The sequence below is a fragment of the Emticicia aquatilis genome (assembly GCF_014644295.1).
GTDB lineage: Bacteria > Bacteroidota > Bacteroidia > Cytophagales > Spirosomataceae > Emticicia > Emticicia aquatilis.
Map to the genome: position 1 here is coordinate 223,248 of NZ_BMKK01000005.1, position 18,692 is coordinate 241,939.

At 39.0% G+C, this 18,692-nt stretch carries 13 protein-coding genes; 1 reads left to right on the top strand and 12 read right to left on the bottom strand.

Going from position 1 to position 18,692, the window contains the following annotated elements:
* Positions 1–26 precede the first annotated feature (26 nt).
* The 11 genes from IEX65_RS13485 to IEX65_RS13535 all read right to left on the bottom strand — a co-directional run bounded on the left by IEX65_RS13485 (position 27) and on the right by IEX65_RS13535 (position 16,243).
* Entirely contained in the window at positions 27–3,338 is a 3,312-nt protein-coding gene (locus IEX65_RS13485) for a SusC/RagA family TonB-linked outer membrane protein (RefSeq protein WP_188766607.1), read from the bottom strand.
* A 631-nt stretch (positions 3,339–3,969) separates the two neighbouring features.
* Complete coding sequence (locus IEX65_RS13490; RefSeq protein ID WP_188766608.1) at positions 3,970–4,497, bottom strand: CvpA family protein; 528 nt, start codon at positions 4,495–4,497, stop codon at positions 3,970–3,972.
* 108 nt (positions 4,498–4,605) lie between these two features.
* Positions 4,606–5,433, bottom strand: coding sequence for a metallophosphoesterase family protein (locus tag IEX65_RS13495; RefSeq protein WP_188766609.1), 828 nt, complete (start codon positions 5,431–5,433; stop codon positions 4,606–4,608).
* Positions 5,417–6,775, bottom strand: a complete 1,359-nt coding sequence (locus IEX65_RS13500; protein WP_188766610.1) for an SLC5/6 family protein — start codon at positions 6,773–6,775, stop codon at positions 5,417–5,419. The genes IEX65_RS13495 and IEX65_RS13500 overlap by 17 nt, the downstream gene beginning before the upstream one ends.
* Before the next feature lie 173 nt (positions 6,776–6,948).
* Positions 6,949–8,391, bottom strand: a complete 1,443-nt coding sequence (locus tag IEX65_RS13505) for a SusD/RagB family nutrient-binding outer membrane lipoprotein (protein WP_188766611.1) — start codon at positions 8,389–8,391, stop codon at positions 6,949–6,951.
* A 21-nt stretch (positions 8,392–8,412) separates the two neighbouring features.
* Positions 8,413–11,649: a SusC/RagA family TonB-linked outer membrane protein gene (locus IEX65_RS13510; RefSeq protein ID WP_229250672.1), complete on the bottom strand. Its 3,237-nt coding sequence runs from the start codon at positions 11,647–11,649 to the stop codon at positions 8,413–8,415.
* A 110-nt stretch (positions 11,650–11,759) separates the two neighbouring features.
* The gene (gene arsS, locus IEX65_RS13515; RefSeq protein ID WP_188766612.1) at positions 11,760–12,824 is read right to left on the bottom strand and encodes an arsenosugar biosynthesis radical SAM (seleno)protein ArsS; all 1,065 of its coding nucleotides are present in this window, start codon (positions 12,822–12,824) and stop codon (positions 11,760–11,762) included.
* Positions 12,825–12,926: 102 nt separating this feature from the next.
* The gene (locus IEX65_RS13520) at positions 12,927–13,262 is read right to left on the bottom strand and encodes an arsenosugar biosynthesis-associated peroxidase-like protein (protein ID WP_188766613.1); all 336 of its coding nucleotides are present in this window, start codon (positions 13,260–13,262) and stop codon (positions 12,927–12,929) included.
* Between the two features lie 90 nt (positions 13,263–13,352).
* A complete protein-coding gene (locus tag IEX65_RS13525) occupies positions 13,353–14,045 on the bottom strand; it encodes a TIGR04282 family arsenosugar biosynthesis glycosyltransferase (RefSeq protein WP_188766614.1) in 693 nt (230 codons plus the stop codon).
* A 154-nt stretch (positions 14,046–14,199) separates the two neighbouring features.
* Complete coding sequence (locus IEX65_RS13530) at positions 14,200–15,000, bottom strand: M48 family metalloprotease (protein WP_188766615.1); 801 nt, start codon at positions 14,998–15,000, stop codon at positions 14,200–14,202.
* Positions 15,001–15,094: 94 nt separating this feature from the next.
* Positions 15,095–16,243: a serine hydrolase domain-containing protein gene (locus IEX65_RS13535; protein WP_188766616.1), complete on the bottom strand. Its 1,149-nt coding sequence runs from the start codon at positions 16,241–16,243 to the stop codon at positions 15,095–15,097.
* A 271-nt stretch (positions 16,244–16,514) separates the two neighbouring features.
* Between IEX65_RS13535 and IEX65_RS13540 the strand changes: the two genes are divergently transcribed.
* The gene (locus IEX65_RS13540) at positions 16,515–17,501 is read left to right on the top strand and encodes a ribonucleotide-diphosphate reductase subunit beta (protein ID WP_188766617.1); all 987 of its coding nucleotides are present in this window, start codon (positions 16,515–16,517) and stop codon (positions 17,499–17,501) included.
* Between the two features lie 133 nt (positions 17,502–17,634).
* Here the strand turns inward: IEX65_RS13540 and IEX65_RS13545 are convergent, their stop codons facing one another.
* A complete protein-coding gene (locus IEX65_RS13545) occupies positions 17,635–18,573 on the bottom strand; it encodes a LysR substrate-binding domain-containing protein (protein ID WP_188766618.1) in 939 nt (312 codons plus the stop codon).
* Positions 18,574–18,692: the final 119 nt, after the last annotated feature.

The following is an 18,692-nucleotide window of genomic DNA, read 5'->3' on the forward strand; positions in this document are numbered from 1 at the left end:
AATTATGGTCAAATTATCATTCATTCTTAGAAGCTTGCTCTTAGCATTACACCCATTGTGCGAGTCGATGGGTTTGTACCTGCATTCGTAAGCGTTTGAAACCATCTCGAACCAGCAGTTGTTTGTTCAGCATCCATATCTTTGATAGTACGGTAGAAGTACAATAGGTTACGACCAAATACCGAAACGTTGAGTCTCTTAGCACCAATCTTACTGGCAACTTTAGCTGGCAAAGTATAGCCCAAAGTAAGCTCTCTTAGCTTGATGTAAGAGTTTTTCTGAATGTACAATTCGTAGCGTGATGAGCTGTATTGTGGCCCACCCCAGTTATAGGTATTCCAGTAATAATAGGCTTGTGAAATCACGTTTGTATTTTTCTCTCCTTTGTCCGATACACCCTCCATGAGCATACCATCGTGATAAACCGTTTCTCCGTTAGGGCCTTTATCAGCCGTTGTTTGAATACCCTTTCCGTTAGCAACATAGTAACTCAAGCCACCACTTTCTTTATCCATAAACTTCGTACTCTCTTCTAACAAACCACGACTAATCATCCAGTTGATACCAGTAGGCATGATGTATCCACCAAAACGGAAGTCGGTTACGATGTCAAGCGAAATACCTTTGTAAGTAAGCGAGTTGATAAAACCACCTACAACTTTTGGCATTGCATTGCCAACTTTTATCATCTTGTCGGCATCCACTTTGTATAAGCCATCAGGATTTACGATTTTCTCTCCATTAGCATTAGTTGCAATCGGGTGGGCATAGAAATCACCCATTGGCTGTCCTACAACCGAGCGAAGTTGAGCCGCATTACCATCATAGTCAGCGTGAAGCAATTCAGTAGCTCCATTAGCTAATTTTTCTACAACGTTGGTATTTTTTGATAAGTTGAGGATAGAGGTCCACATAAAATTACGAGTTCTATACGGAGTGGCTGTGATAGCTACTTCGATACCTTTATTGCGGAGAGTTCCGATATTGGTCAAAACTGAAGTAGCACCCGAAGTAGCAGGAAGGGTTAGCGGCAAGATTTGGTCAACAACTTGTGCATTATAGTAAGAGATGTCGAAACCTAATCTATTTTTGAGGAATTTAGTTTCTAAACCAAATTCAAATTCACGTTTCTGTTCTGGACGGATACCGTCATTCCCAAAAGTTGTTGGAATTGTTGTGTAAAGTACTGGTTTTCCACCAATTGCTTGTACGCCTAAAGTATTTTGGTCATAAGCAATATTGGCATTATAAATGTCTGGATAATTACCCACGATACCCCATGAAGCACGGATTTTACCATAGCTTAATGCTTCTGGCATTGTAAAGGCATCAGTGAATACGAAACTTGAATTAACCGAAGGATACACAAAAGTATTGTTGTTTGGATTCATCGTAGAAGTACGGTCACGGCGAACAGTTCCTTCTAAAAATAAATAACCTTTATAATCAGCATTGATTGTAGCTAAAAGGGCATCCTTTGCTAATTTCGAACGACTTGAACTGCTTACAGGAGTATTGATTGAAGCCGCAATATCGAATAAGTTTTCAGTGCTAAGACCTACGCTTGTTTCACGACCAATTTTTGTTGCTAATTCTTTAGTAGCAGTATAGCCACCCATTGCATTTAGCTCTAAATTTGGTGTAACTTTTTTGGTGTAAGTCAATAACACATCACCATATACGATTGAATAAAGGTTCGAGCCAAGTGAGAAAGAACCTGAGTTATTGAATGCCAAAGGCACTTCAGTTGACTGACGGTTTTCAACTCTCTCAGAAGTAAAATCGGTTGATACTCTACCACGAAGTTTTAAATCTTTATAAATCTGGTAGTAGTTAGTCATGCTTGCAATCACCCTGTTGCTATATTCATCAAGGTTGTGTTCTTTCAAACGCCATACGTAATCAGCAATATCTCCTTTAAAACCATTGTAGATAATGTTTTCGTTTGGAGTTAGACTTTGTGCAGAACCAGTCACAAAACGGTAGCCTTTGCTGGTTTTGTATTTGTTTAAATACCATTCAGCATTATCGAAACGACCAATCATACCCGTAAAGTTATTAATCATACGGTCAATCGAATATGGGCGATTATGTGTGTATTGATTGATATAATTTACGATAATGTCAGTATTCCATTTTTGACCAATTTTGAAGTTACTATTGAAATTAGCGATATTCTTAGTGTTTTTCGCTCCTAAACTTATCCCTTGATTATCTTGGCGAGTCAATGAAAAACGAAGATTTGAGTTCTCATTACCTTGCGAAATCGCTAAATTGATATTTGAATTTTGTCCTTGTTGATACAAACCTCCATAATTATTTTTTTGTGCTTCGTACGGACGCACAACGCCATCCCAACTCATCGTTGGCTTTCCATCGAATTTCGGACCAAAATTGATACTAAAATTCAAGATTCCACGCGTATCTTTCACGCCGTCGCCATTGGTATCATAATAAATAAAACCTTCGGCGTCTTGCCCAGCATTATTTACGTTAAGTGGAGCACCAGCTCCTCTGATATTTTGGTATCTTGGCAAATAAGCTACGTTATCAACACTATAACTTGTGTTGAAATCTACCCCCAAACCTTTGCGGCCTTTACCGTTTTTAGTGGTAATTAATACAACGCCATTCACAGCCTCAGAGCCATACAAAGCCGCTGCCGAAGCACCTTTGAGGATTGAGATATTATCAACATCTTCGGGGTTGATATCCAACAAACCATTTCCTCTGAGGCGTTGGTCGCCCCAGTAATCATTATTTCTTACTTCACCATCACGAATTGGCACACCATCCATCACAATGAGAGGTTGGTTTCGGCCTGTTATAGAGTTTACACCACGAATCGTGATATTGACTGCACTGGTAGCTCCACCAGGTGTTGCAGCAATACGTACACCAGGGGCTTTACCATAAAGTGCCGAAGCAAAGTTTGGTGAAGCCGTTTTGATAAGGGCATCTGATTTGATAGTCACACTGGCATAACCTAATGCTCTTTGTTGCTTCGAAATACCTAAACCCGTTACGGCTACCTCCTCCAACTGAGTTGCATCTTCTTCTAAAGTAACATCAACAGTTGAGCGATTCCCTACTGGAATTTCAGAGGTTTTGAAGCCAATAAACGAAAACACTAACGTACTTTGAGCAGAAGCCTTGATTGAGTAGCTACCTTTATCGTCGGTGGTAGTACCCGCATTTGAGCCTTTAATTGATACCGAAACACCAGTCATCGGTTGGCCATCTTGCTTGGAAGTGACCCTCCCAGAGATTGTCTGTGCGTAGATTGTTGTACTTATTAGCACGAGCATACTAATAAGTGAAAGTAGTTTTTTGTTCATTGAGTAGAAAGGTTTTAGATTAAAAATATAAACAGTACTTAGTTACACATTTTAGGTTAATACTTGGATGCTTGACTGAATTGTCAATTTCCTTTCTGATTAATTTTTCGCCATAAACCTCTCACCACTTTTGCTCTTCAACCTTTCTTTCTTGGTTATTTTGAATTGTTCTTAAATTAAAATATTTCATTAAAAACGTTCAAATATAAAACTTTTGTAAATTAATTTTTAATTTTTGAATAAATTTTATTAATATTCTATTATTTATTAATTTATTTTAAAATATAAAATCATACAATTCACCAGTCATAAATGACTGATATTCAACAACTTATGTTTGAATAAATAGAAAAATAAATGAGAGATAAAAATTGTTAAATAAAATATAAAAATTATGCAATTTTGTATTTCCTAAAGAATGAAGACACTGAAAATGAAGAATACACCTATGATTCATAGGCTTATAGCAATCGCTCCGAGATAGAAAAAGTAGTAAAAAAATCAGAATATCAGCAAGTGAAGTTAGTTGCTGAAAGCAGATTCAAAGAGTTAGGACAATCGGTACATTAGAGTGTTTGAATGTTGTTGAAAACTGCGTAAAACCTCCGCACAGTTTTCATTGAGAAAAATACTATGCTTTGTCTTTCGTCCATTCCTTAATCATATTTCCACCCGTCGGAATCCAATCGGAAACTTTTGAGATAACGGTCGGAGCTACTTTTTTCATGACTGGGTAAGTCAAAGATTCTTTTGTGAGTTTTTCGGGAAGATTAATATCAATGCTCGACATCAACCACAAAAATGTACTGATTCCGAAAAGCCAAGTGAATACTCCAACCAAAGCTCCTGCAAAGCCATCAATCGTACCTAAAATCGTGAAACGCAAAGCACGGCGAAGCATCCAGCCCATTTTGTTTATTAAGAAAATAGTCGGGAAAAATATTACTGTAAAACTCAGATAAGGTAAAAAACGATTGGCCAAACTTTCACCAATAACGGGGGCAATGAGATTCATGCCATAACCCAAAAATTTAAAGCCAATAACAATAGCAACAATGAAAGCAGCAACTCCGATGATTTCGATAAAAAGCCCTTTTTGGTAGCCACGATAAGCCCCATAAAGTAGTGGAAGGATAAAAATAAGGTCAAGCACGTTCATAAAAATCGAATATTATTCTGCAAATGTACGACTATGTACAGAGAAGGCACAAAAATAGGGCAATTTTCATAATTGCCCTACGAGATATTATTTGGATGGTTGCAAAACTCAAAATTCAATCGGAATACCTTCAAGAGCGGTTTCTTCATCGGGTAAGATTTCGTTATTGTCCCAAATTCCTGTTAGTAGCGTTTCAGAATATGAAAATGGCAAACCGTTTTCGAGCATGAGTTGGTTTGCTTCAAAAGATTCATATTCGTAATTGTGAAATTTATACGAAAACTGTCCATCTGCATCGTCCAAAATCAAATACCAAACTCTTGCTGTACCATCATTGGCGGGCATTCCAATTACACCTGCATTGAGCCAATATTTTCCATCTTGCACATCAGCGAAAGGAAGTCCGCAATGTCCTGCTAAAATCACGTCGGCATCTGTTTGGTCGAAATTATGTTTTTTTATTGCCCAATCAGTTGATTTAAAGATAAATTCAGAGATATTATCGAAAGAACCGTGAATAACATCAATTTTTTTATCGGCATACTCAAAACTGATTTTCTCAGGTAATTGCCCTAAAAAAGTCATATTTCGTTCGGTCATTCGCGCCATTGCATACGGAAACCATTGTTTCGAGAAAATATCACAGCGACTGCCTTCCTCAAAATTGCAACCGCAGTCGTCCGTTCCGTTGATAAGATTCTGCTCGACATTCCCTTGAATCCCGTGGATTTTCCAATCTTCTATAAAATCTAAACACTCGCTTGGGGCTGCACAATAGCCCACAATATCGCCAGTAGAAATAATATTGCTGGGTTTTATTCCTTCGACTTGGGCAATTCGATATAGTTCTTCCAAAGATTGGTAGTTGGAATAAACTCCGCCAAAAACCAAAACTTTTCCGCTTAATCGACCAATATTTTTAGTTAGCTGATTCAATTTTTTTCTTGAATAAAATCGGTAATAAAAAAACAATAAAACAAGCAATCGTACCAAAGAGATTGATGCTCAATAAATCAGCATATTTGCCTTCTGATAAAAGCATAAACGTTGGTACTGGATAAAAAACTAACCAAAATCCAAACACTACGCCCAAGACTACTGACGCAAAATATGAAATTTTGGGTGCGTCGAGATTCCAAAATACAAATATAGGGGCTAAACCCATCACCATAGTACCGCTGATGGTTGTAGCCGATAATATTTCGGGATTAAAGAAAATCGGTATTGTACCAAAAACAGCAATCGCAATCATAGTGAGGCGAGCTTTTGAAACGCTAATGCCTTTTTCGTTGAGTAAATCTATATGCACCAATTTGGCGGTTGAAGTAAACGTAGAATCAATAGTAGCTGCCGCCGATGTGAGCATGATGGTATTCATAACCAAAAGCAAAATCGTGCCGAAAAACTTGGCTACGCCAATGGTTGCGGGAGCTTCTAAACCTCTCATTTTGGCAAAAATGCCTACAAAACTAAACAATATGATACAACTTGCCCCGATAACCGTTGCCCAAAGATAAGATTTGAGTGTGGTTTTCGGACTCGAAATAAAGCCTCGGTCGGTAAGAATTGGGTCGTGGAAAGGATAACTTAAAACTTGAATCAATGCCACCAAAAGTAGGTTAACTCCTTGAGCCATCGACCAGTCGCCGCTTTGAACGAATGTCTTTATGCCTCCATCGGTTTCTGGGATAATAATGCCTAAAATTATAACCATCAATAGCACAAAAAATGCCATTTGAATAAGGTCAGTAATGATAGAAGTTCGCATTCCGCCTTTAAGTGTGTAGGCGAGCGTGAGTAAAGTAAAAACCGTCAGTGAAGCGAAATAGGGCATACTACCTTTTTCGCCAAAATAACTCCCGACAATCATGGTATTCGACCAAATTTCGTTGAGTAATCGGAAACCTATCAGAATCGTGAATAAAATGATAGCCCCTTTGCCGTATTTAGTCTGTAAGAAATGATGAATGCTTTTGTATTGCCCTTTGGTTCGCATTCGGTAAATGATAACACCCGCCACCAAAAACGACAAATAATAACCAGCGTAGGCCACTCCGCCTACAATCCCAAACTGATAGCCTAAATCGGCAGCGTTGGTAATGGATTTGGCAAATAACCAACAGATAACCAAACTACTCGTGAGCAAAAAGGCACTCGGTGGCTTGTCGTTGTGGCTTCCTCTAAAAAAATCATTGACTTTATTCGACCACGGAGATACCCAAAACAGCACGACGTTGACCGCTATCAAGATTATCCATTGCCACGTAAGTGTACTCATAAGGTTTATATTTAACGGTGTGTTTTGAAAACCGAATCTCGAAGGAGTGAAAGGATTATAGACCGCCGAAGCGACATTATAAAATTATTTCATCCCTTCGGGATTCCTAATATCTGTGATTATTCCCCTTGTTATAATAATATCATCCCTTCGGGATTTTTGAACTTTCATTCTCAATTATCCCACCAAACTGGTGAATTGATGCTGTTTTTATTAGTTTTCTCGGCTGCTGCTTTGAAGTTTGCGTTGTTTAGGGCATCTTCGGTGGTTGGGTAAGGCATACGAACAGGTATCAGATTCTGATTCAAACTTGCCGAAATGGTTTTAAGTTTCGGGAAACCTGTGCGGCGATATTCGTTCCAGCCCTCGTATCCGTTGATGACGTTGGCAATCCATTTTTGCGTAATTATCTGCTCAATTGGGTTGGCGTTTGCCACTTTGTATGCCGCTGGAGCAGTTTTTAAGTAATTTTCTGGCAAAACCGAATACCAATAATCGAAGGCTTGTTTTACGCCTGTTTCGTAGAAAGTCTTAGCATCGACACTGATGAAGCCTTTTTCGGCAGCTTCGGCCAGCAAGAAATTCATTTCAAAACTTGTCAAGAAATTAGCCTTCAAACGCCCTGCATCTTCTCTGAAAATTCTTCCCGAAAAAGAAAAGTTTCCGACCGAGATTGAAAGTTTTGAAGCATCTGGCCCATTTAATAAACCTTTATAAACATTGGCGTTATTGGCCGTTGGGCGGAATAACACTTGTTTGCGTGGGTCGTCGAGTTTGGTCAGAATTTCGTCCATTGTTTCCGACATGATGAACAAATTAAAGTCACCGATACGAGCGGTTGCCATTCTAAAATTATTAGGTTGCGAAGCCGTAAAGGCATAAACCGCATTTTGAGTAGCGTCTTTGATATAGTCTCCGCCAGCAAAAATTTGTTTTAACTGCTCTGCTACATTCTCTTTGCCTGATGCACGCATCAAATATTTGAATTTCAACGAATTAGCAAATCTTCTCCATTTAGTCAAGTCACCGTTGAAGATAATATCTCCTTGCAAGCGTGTTGCTCCTTTATAATTCGTAATAGCCGTAATGGCTGAATTTAGGTTATCGATGATTCCATCTTTTCCTAAATAAATGTCTCTTTGAGCATCGTATTTTGGCGTCACGTTTCCACTTTTTCCCTTCAAGGCCTCTGAGTAAGGTACATCGCCATAAAGGTCGGTCAAAACACCTGTCAAATACGCCTTGTAAATCAAAGCTGGGCCTTCATAGACACCAAAAGCGGCATTTGCTCTTGATTTTGCCAATAAAATCTCATTATCACGTAGATTTTCGTACAAAAATGGCCACGGATTTCCGCCGTACTGTGGTTCTGTCAAGCTATGGCGGTCGAATAAATTAAAGTCGATGGCCGTGAACTGTTGTCCCAATAAATTTCCCGCCACAAAGCCTTCGTACGACATTTGGTCGGCAAAATCGAACAGCACTTTACGGAGCAAAAGCTCGGGCTGCACATCAACTGGGGCAGTTGGATTGATGTTGAGTTTCTCGAAATCTTGCGTACAGCTCAAACTGCTCACAAACAAGATAGCAATGATATATTTATTAAATTTCTTCATGTCTTTAATGATTTGAAAACCTTAGAATGTTATGCCCAATTTCACACCAAAACTACGAGTAGTTGGGTAGCTCATGTCTTCTACGCCCGACATCAATTTTTGTCCTTGAAAACCAAACTGCTCAGGGTCGAAGTGCGGTATTTTGCTGAAAGCGTAGAGATTACGGCCAATCAACGAAACATTGATGCTCTCAATACGATTTTTGAACCAACCTTTTGGCAATTCGTAGCCAATCAGTACCTCACGGAGTTTCAGATATGAAGCATCATAAGTGTTATTTTCTTCGTGGTTTCGGTCGTAATACATTCTGTAATACGTTTCAGCACTTACAGCAGTAGTATTTGGCTGGTAATTAGGGTTTTCGGCCGTTCCCGTGTTCACTACACCTTTAGCAATAATTCCTGCTTCGGGGCGGTCTTCGGTTTCGATAAGTTGTCCACCAACTGCGGCCAATGCTAAAGTACGAGAAACAACTTTTCCGCCTTGACGCCAATCGAACAAGAAACTCATTTGAAAGTTTTTATAACTCAAAGTATTATTGAAACCTACCATAAAATCAGGTGTATAATTACCCAACTTTCTGAGGTTATTATCAACAATGTAACGGCCATCTTTTCCAATGATAAACTCACCTTTATCATTTTTCAAATAGCCCGTTCCGTACATATCGCCCATGCGGCCACCTTCTTTTACTTGGTACCAAACCGTTTGATTGACGTTATCATAAATTCTGTTGTAGGCCAAAGTGATAGTTTGCCCAGGAATCGGCAATTTCTCTACGATATTCTGATAAGTCGAGAAATTGAAAGTACTTCTCCAAGAAAAAACATTCGTGCGGATTGGCGTTAAATCAAGTACAACTTCAACACCTTTGCTTCTAACTGCTCCGCCATTGATACTTTGCTGACCATAACCCGAAGAAACGGCAATCGGCAATGAGATAATTTGATTTTTATTTAATGCGTTAAAGTATGTTACGTCAAGTTTGATTTTATCATTCAAGAATCGCACATCGGCACCAAATTCGGTCGAACTAATGCTTTCGGGCTTCAAGTTGGCATTTGAGATTTGGTTTTGGTCTGTAAAAGTCGGCAAACCACCTACGGGTGTACGTGCCACGAATGTTCCGATGGTTTGGAAAGGATTGGTATCATTTCCAACTTGTGCATAACTCGCACGGAGTTTCAAGAATGAAATGGCCGTTGGTAATTTTACTAAATTTGAAACCACTAAACCTGCCGAAACTGATGGATAGAAGAATGAAGTATTGGCCGAAGAAGTAGCAGTTGCCAAAGCACTTGACCAGTCGTTACGACCAGTAATATCTACAAACAAGAAATCTTTAAAGCCGAATTTAGCAATTCCATATAAACTATTGATGCGTTTGGTGCCTGCCGCTTGAAAATACTCTAAAGGCGAAGCTGCATTCGACAAAGCATAAACTCCAGGTTGTGCCAGCGATAACGTTTGAACTTGTTCGTTAGCCACTCTTTGGTCCATTCTATTACCACCAGCCGAGACATCTACGCTCAAATTGCCCAAGTTTTTGGTGTAATTCAGCAAGAAATCAGAGTTGATTTCACGATAGAAAACGTTTTGCTCGGCATAAGCACCAGTTTTAAAACGGTTTGAACTGTATGCACGACGGAAAGTACGGTCTTCGTTTTGGTAGTCCATACCCGTACGAACCGAAAGCGATAATTCGGGCGTAAATTCATAACGAGCCGAGAGATTACCAAAAACTCTGTCACGATTGAAGGCGTTGCGGTTTTCGTAAAGTGTAAAATAAGGATTATCAAAAAATGTGTAGTTATATGAAAACTGTTGCACATTTTCTAAACCTGGCTGCCAGTAATCTTTCAGTGGCTCAATATTATTTGAGCGACCAAACCAACCTACCAAAGCATAGTTGATATTTTCAGAACCATATTTTGTAGCAGGACGATTACTACTTCCCGAATTAATATAACTAATATTTGAGGTAATTTTTAGCTTAGAAATTGGCATAAAATTGAGAGCCGTAGAAACTGTACGACGCTTCAAATCTACTCCTGGAATATAAGATTGGCTATTCAAATCGGTCATTGAAAGGCGGAAATTGCCTTTTTCGTTGCCTGCCGAAATGGCCAGATTATTGATTGAAGTGCGGCCAGTTCCGTAGAAATCTTTGAGGTTATTCGGGTAAGCCACAAAAGGCGTTGGCGTGATTGGCAAACCACCGTGAATGGCCACATCGCCCGCTCTTACAGTTTGTCCGTTTGGCAAAGTTACGGGGCTATCATATTGCGGAATCGAAAGCCCAGTGTTTAATTTTGGTCCAAAACTATAAGTGATATTATCGTTGATACCTCCACCGAGACCATCTTTGTAAGCATATTGCCCGCTATTTCCTAAACCATAAGAATTCTGAAAAACAGGTAATTGAAAAGGCGTTTCGAGATAATTTGAAGTATTAAACGACACGCCCAAGCCTTTAGATTTTGCTCCTGATTTTGTTTTAATAATCAAAACTCCATTAGAAGCACGAGTTCCGTAAAGTGCTGCCGCTGATGGGCCTTTTAGCACCGTAACCGATTCAATATCATCAGGGTTCACTTCCATACCTCCGTTCCCGAAATCAACTTCCATGAAGCCGTTGGCATCATCGTTTACGTTATTTACTATTGTATTGTTATTAATCGGAATTCCATCAACCACAAATAGTGGATTGGCATTTGTGAAAGACGATTCTCCTCTTATGCTTATACGTGTGGTTGAACCTACGCCCGTAGAGCCGCCTGTGATGGTTACGCCCGCCACTCGGCCAGCCAAATTATCCAAGAAATTAGTTGATTTTACTCGGCTAACTTCCTTAGCATCAATCTGCTGCACGGCATATCCCAAGTTTTTCGACTGACGCTCTAAACCTAAGGCTGTGACTACAACTTCGTTTAAAACTTCACCGCTTTGCAAAGAAATTGTCAGTTGAGTTTGGCCATTCAATGCTATCGTTTGGCTTTTATAACCTACCGATGAAACATTGATTTGCTGAGTTTTTTCGGGAAGTATTAATGAAAAGTTTCCTTTTTCGTCCGAAACAGTTCCGATAGTTTTTTTACCATCGTTGGCACTGATGCTCGCTCCGATTACACCTTGATTGGTTTCGGCATCAAGGATTTGCCCTGTTATTTTTCGGGTTTGCTGTGCGAAAGTCGAGACCGAAAACATCAGTCCGATGAGCCATAGAAAGCCACTACCTTTCGTAAATATTTTTTTCATAAAATCTTATAGAAACAGATTGATAAAATTTGAGCAAAACAATTCTAAGCCTTCGTAAATGAAATCATTTGAAGGTGTTTACTGAGAATTATTAATTTTAGATTTACGTATTAGGCAACTTCGCCTCCGCACGAACTACCCGCTCCTGCCGTGCAGCCATAACAATGCTGATTGACAATAATTGAGCGATTGCTTAGTTCGTCGTAATCAAACTCGCTGATGTGCTTTGATTTTGCAGCTACTTTTAGTTCGAGCATCTGATTAAAATCACAGTCGTAGAGATAGCCATCCCAACCAATTGAAAGTGTATTTCGGCACATAACATTGCTGGCAGCCACAGGATTATAAGCCGCTACGAGTTTTTCCATATAAGCAGCGTAGTTGCCACTTACCAATAAATAATCGAGATAACGACTAATTGGGATATTAGTGATGGCAAAAAGAGAATTGAATTCAATGTTGAATTTTGTTTTTAAAACTCGTTTAAATTCTTTCTCCAAACCAGCTTGACCAGCAGGCAAAAATGCACCAGCAGGATTATAAACTAAATTGAGGTTTAGCCCTGTTCCTTCAACACCATAACCAACGGCATTGAGCATTTGTAAGGCTTTTATTGAATCATCAAAAACACCATCGCCACGTTGCGAATCGGTACGAGAAGCACTCGTAGCAGGCAATGAAGAAACAACTTCAATATTATTTTTTTTGAAAAAATCTGGTAAATCGTGGTATTTTGGATTGGCCAGAATAATTGTCAAATTACAGCGTACAATTATCTTAATCTCCGCATCAACCTTACGGATTTCTTCAATAAACCATCTGAAATTATTGTTCATTTCGGGAGCTCCGCCAGTCAAATCAAGGGTTGTGAACTTATATTTTGCAATGATGTCAACGCATTGTTGCATGGTTTCACGGGTCATGATTTCCTTGCGGTCAGGACCTGCGTCAACGTGGCAATGCTTACACACTTGATTACACATTTTTCCTACGTTTATCTGAAAAATCTCGAGTTTGGTAGGTTTCAGTGGAAACAAGTTGATATCCTCTAATTTATCTCGAAACAAAGGCACGTTATTGCCTAAAAGTTCTTTATCGTTAAGTACTTTTAGTTGGAAAGCAGATTCTCCTAATTGGCTTTTCTGAGCCTTTAAACTCTTGACTGGATTTGACATTTATTTATTCTAATGTTGAATGAGTGAATGATAGAATGAGTGAATGAATGAGTCTGATTTTTTATTCTATCATTCACTCATCCAATCATTCAAAATTATATTTTACATCATTAATTCTTTGGCTTTGTTTATCATCTGTACGCTGTGTACGAGTTTTACGCCCGCTGCCATTGCTGCTGATACGTGTACGGCTTCCATCATTTCATCTTCGGTACAGCCTTTTGCCAATGTATCGGCTGTGTAAGCATCAATACAATACGGGCATTGCATGGTGTGAGCCACTGCCAGAGCAATTAATGATTTTTCACGCTCGGTCAATGCACCGTCTTTGAAAGTTTCGCCGTAATAATCAAAGAATTTCTTGGCTAAATCTTTGCCACCAAATTCTCCGATTTTACCAAACTTTGCGAGGTCATCGGGGTTATAATATGTTTTCATATAGTATGTGTTTTGAAAAGAAAATACAGCATTGTATAGCGGACTTAAAAAGTCCGTTTATGACTAAAATTAAACAATAAATGAGTGTTTTTAGACGAATGGTGGAGCTCGGAGAGATAAGGAGCGAATTGACCAGTTTTCTACAAAGAAGCTGTAAAAACCCTGCATTCTTGCAGTAACTTGCTCAACGAGTCGAATTAAAAAGGCAATAAAATACCTTGATGTTGTGTAGGTTTGTAGTTCTTGAAAATTATGAATATCTGATAAAGTTTCGAGCATTAATACAGCTTGGTTAGTGTATTGCTCTATAAAACTTTCCAGCATTTTTTCACTCTGCCAAGCAAGATTCTCGAAAACTTCCGCATTAAAATCTTTGCTCGAAATACCAATTAAATAAGCTCCTCCACGATTATCAGGGCCAACAACTGTATCAACAGTTTGAAGTTTTTCGGCTGCCGCTAAAATTCGATTTTCATTAAGTGCGGGGCAGTCATTACCGATACAAATTACTTTTTCAAATCCTCGCTCAAAAACTACCTGAATAGCTGCCGAAAGCTGTTGCCCGAAACTATTACTGTTTGGCTTGATTAATTGATTTGAATGAAAAACTTGCAAATTTTCGGCTTTAGAAGCAGCTGCCGTAGCCGTACGTTCAACGAAATGGTTCAACTTGTCAAATACCAATCGATTGACTCCTTGATTCTTTGAGGGAGTCAGCATTTTACGAGCAGCTTCTTTCGATGCTTCTTGCGTAAAAATCAATATGGCAGTAGATTTTGACAAGGTTTTTCTAAGTTTTTCTTATAGTCATTTAAACTACATACGTTAATAATTGTTCGTTGGATTTCAGATATGTTCTAAAAAGTTACCGCAAGGATACAAAACATTCATTTAGGTATCCTTGCGGCAGCAGAAGATTTTGAAATCTTACTAAAATTTACTTACCATATTTGGCAATGTGTTCTTTAATTTTAGCAATACGATTCTCGGGACTTGGGTGCGTACTCATAAACTCATCTTGTCGTTGTCCGCCAGCGGCTTCTTCTAAGATTTCCATTACCTGAATCATCGCATTAGGGTCATAACCCGCCTGTATCATATATTTTACGCCAAACTCATCAGATTGTAATTCATCATTACGGCCAAACTTCATTTGCTGGATTTGTGCCACATACTGGGCAATTTGTCCACCGCCCATGCTAGTTCCGTCAGAAGTTGCCGTTGCTACCGCACCAACCAAGCCATTATAAAAATCAGATTTGGCCATTTGTTGTGCCGAATGGCGGTGAATAACGTGGCCAACTTCATGACCCAGCACACCAGCCAATTGGTCTTCTGACTTCAATCTTTTTAGAAGCCCAACAGTTATAAAAATTTGTCCGCCTGGCAATGCAAAGGCGTTAACGGTTTGGTCATCGGCCAGTACGTGGAAATCGAATTGATACGGAATATTTACTCCCTTAGCTTTCGCTTCGTCGGCCACTTGTTTCACAATTTTATATCCAACGGCTTTAGCTTGCTGCTGTACTTCATTATCATTATATAAACCGCCGTATTCTTGAGCCATTTGCGGAGCCGACTGCAAGCCCATTGCCACTTCTTGCTCGGGTGTTAGGTCAATATGCTGTTTTTCTCCCGTTATGGGATTTACTTGGTTTTTGCTGTAATAGCTTATCAAGGCCACAATCGCCATGACGATACCGATAAGAAGTCTGAATTTTAAACCAGAAGACTGCATGATTTATTGAATTTACGATTTATAAATTACATTTTGTGTTTTAGACGAACAATGCCCCGTTAAGAAACGTATTATTGGTATTTTTCTCGAAAAATTATTTCAGTATTGATAAAGCGGCATCAATATAAGTAAAGTTTTCGGGCTGGAAGTGATGCACGTGTTTTACAACTTTTGTTTCGCCTAAACGCACAATTATAGCATTTTTTTCTCGAATAGTATATACGTATTGTCCGAAAAGACCATTCATAGTCGGAATCGAAAAACCGCTATGATTGAATACCCAAAACTGATAACCGTAATAATCCACTGGTTTACCGCCTTCGGTTGGGTCTTTCAGATAACTGGCAGGCGAAGTGGCCACTTTCATATAATCTTCTGGCACAATCTGTTTATCTTTCCATTTACCGTTCGTACGCATCAATTCTCCGAAACGAGCGTAGTCACGAGCCACTCCATTGAAACAACAAAAGGCCTTTTCATGCTTACTTTCACCATCCAAAAGCCACTTTGCATCATTTTCCGCTCCCATCGGTTTCATAAAATACTCAGAGGTTAGTTCCGAAATATTCTTCCCAAAAGCTTTTTCAACTACAAGCCCCAGCACTTGTGTATCGCCACTGCGATATTCCCAATTTACACCTGCTGGCTCTTTGACTTCCATTAAATTCACTACATATTCTTGGTCATCGGCATAATACATTTTGGCAGAAAGACCCATATAGCTTTGGTCGCTTTCTTTGTAGTTTGTTCCCGAACTCATCGTCAGCAAATCTTTGATTCTGATTTTGGCCAAATCCCCTTCTTTAAAATGTGGCACATAATTACCAACGGGTTCGTCGAGTGACTTTATTTTTCCTTCGCTTACGCCAATGCCTACGAGCATCGAAATGATACTTTTCGCCGCCGAAAACGAACCACTGATACTATCTTTTGTGTAGCCGTCGAAGTATTTTTCGTAGAGAATTTTGCCGTCTTGAATCACTAAGAAAGCATGTGTATTATTAGAATCTATTTTTGCTAAGAGCGAATCGGGAAGCTCAATTTTATTGTAGAGAGAATCGTGAGGCCAAACTTGCGGGGCATCGCCATTTTCGATATGACGAGTTGGGTGCGTACGAAAATCAAAAATGGAGTGTTTTCCCCATGCCATAAAGTTTCGTATGTGGTCAAACGACGGCAGATAAAGAATTCCAGCAAGTAAGGCTACGGTCAGCGAAACGCCGATAAGCGATTTTTTAAGCATTTGATTAGGTTTTTAGGTTGATTTGCGATGAGTAAAGTTAGCATTTTTATTAAAATCTACATCAAAACTGGCACAACAAAAGTTTTATGAGAAAGCATCTTGACTATCAAGTCTTTAGAAAAAAAGTTGAAATTATCGAAAACATTCATTGTGAACAAACAATTATGTGACTATATTTGGGATACAATTCTACTGTTACACAGTCCCAAATAAAAAATGTAAATACTTGGCGGAGTACCGCCGACCAATAAACTCCAAAACTATAATTCCAATGACCGACGCTGAACTATTACAAGTTGAACCCCTTCTTATCGAAGACAAAACTCGTTTTGTTCTTTTCCCCATCAAACATAACGATATTTGGGAATTTTATAAAAAACACGAAGCCTCTTTCTGGACTGCCGAAGAGATTGACCTCTCGCCAGATTTGCAAGACTGGGCAAGATTGAACGATGGCGAACGCCACTTTATCTCACACGTACTCGCATTCTTTGCAGCGTCTGATGGAATCGTGAACGAAAACCTGGCCGTAAACTTCATTTCTCGTATTCAGTTTGCCGAGGCGAAATGTTTCTATGGTTTCCAGATTATGATGGAAAACATTCACTCAGAAACTTACTCGTTGTTGATTGATACGTATATAAAAGATGCGGTTGAGCGTGATAAAATGCTTAATGCCATTGACCATATTCCGTGCGTGAAGAAAAAAGCCGACTGGGCTTTGAAGTGGATTGATAACGGAAATTTCATTGACCGTTTATTAGCATTTGCCGTAGTTGAGGGAATTTTCTTCTCAGGTTCGTTCTGCTCAATTTTCTGGTTGAAAAAACGTGGTTTAATGCCAGGTCTTACATTCTCAAACGAGCTTATCTCGCGTGATGAAGGCTTGCACCGTGACTTTGCTTGTTTGCTTTATACGCAGTATATCCAAAATAAATATCCAGCCGAAAAAGTATATAATTTAGTACGTGATGCGGTTGAAATCGAGAAGGAATTCGTAACAGATGCTTTGCCAGTATCATTGATTGGTATGAATGCCGAATTGATGTGCCAATACATCGAGTTCGTAGCCGACCACTTGCTCGAATCTCTTGGTTTGGATAAAACTTACAATGCAACCAATCCATTCGACTTTATGGATATGATTTCGTTGCAAGGAAAAACCAATTTCTTCGAGAAACGTGTGGGTGAATACCAAAAATCAGGTGTTATGTCGCAAAAGAGCGATATGGCTTTCTCGTTAGACGAAGAATTCTAATTTCTCTGTGGAGCGAATCTCCCGATTCGCAGTAGATTTTACATAGTGAACGAACTGGGAAGTTCGTTCCACAAATATAAAAAGGCTGCAAGTTTGATTTGCAGCCTTTTTTATATTTTAGTTGGTGTATCTCTCATATCTCCACCACAAACTGCTTACCATTTTGCTGCGGAATAAAAGCCTCAACGCCAGTTTTTATTTCTTCGGCCAATACTTCGAGCAACTTTGTTTTTACGAAATGGCGGTAGGTAACCAAACTTATTTCACGTACAGGTACGGGAGCTTTAAACTCTCGTATCTGTTTTTTTTGTTTGGTATCAAAGTTAATCACTGCCAGTTCTGGAACAACCGTAATACCATTATTCATTTCTACGATTTTTAGTAATGACTCAATACTTCCTGCTTCGTATTCGAGATTTCCGAAATCAGTATTTTTCTTACGTAACTCACACAGATTCATCATTTGTGAGCGAAGGCAATGCCCTTCTTCGAGCAGCCAAAGTCGATTTACATCAATTTCTTCGGGCAAAATAAACTTTTTCTTGAGCGTAGTTTCTTTATCCGATACAAAAACTACCAGTTTTTCGTAAAAAAGTGGATATTCTTTCAAACCTTCAATATTGATAGGCGTAGCTAAAATACCGACATCAAGGTGGTCTTTTTCGAGTTGTTCTACAATCTGGTCAGTATTTAACTCGCTGACTTTTACCTTTAGTTGTGGGTTATTTTTTAGTAAATTATACAAAAACAATGGCAGAAGATACGGTGCAAGCGTCGGAATAATGCCGATTCTGATTTGTCCTTTTACTTCAGCTTTGGTGTCGTTGGCAAGTTGTTTTAGGTAAGAAGTTTCTTTCAAAATAACCTTTGCTTGCGTAATAATCCCTTTTCCTGTTTCGGTTGGCACAACGGGCTGTTTACTTCTATCAAAGAGTATCACTTCTAACTCTTCTTCGAGTTTTTTTATCATCATACTCAGCGTTGCTTGCGTAACACAACATTCGTCGGCCGCTCGCTGAAAATGACGATGTTTATCAACCGCTACTATGTATTCTAATTGTTGGAGATTCATTAATGCTTAAATTAGATATTATCTATACAAATGTAAGAACTATCATTTCTATTTAATAAACTTAGCTCTCAGATAATAAAATTGAGCCCAAAATAAATTTTCTTCATTTTTTCTGTAAC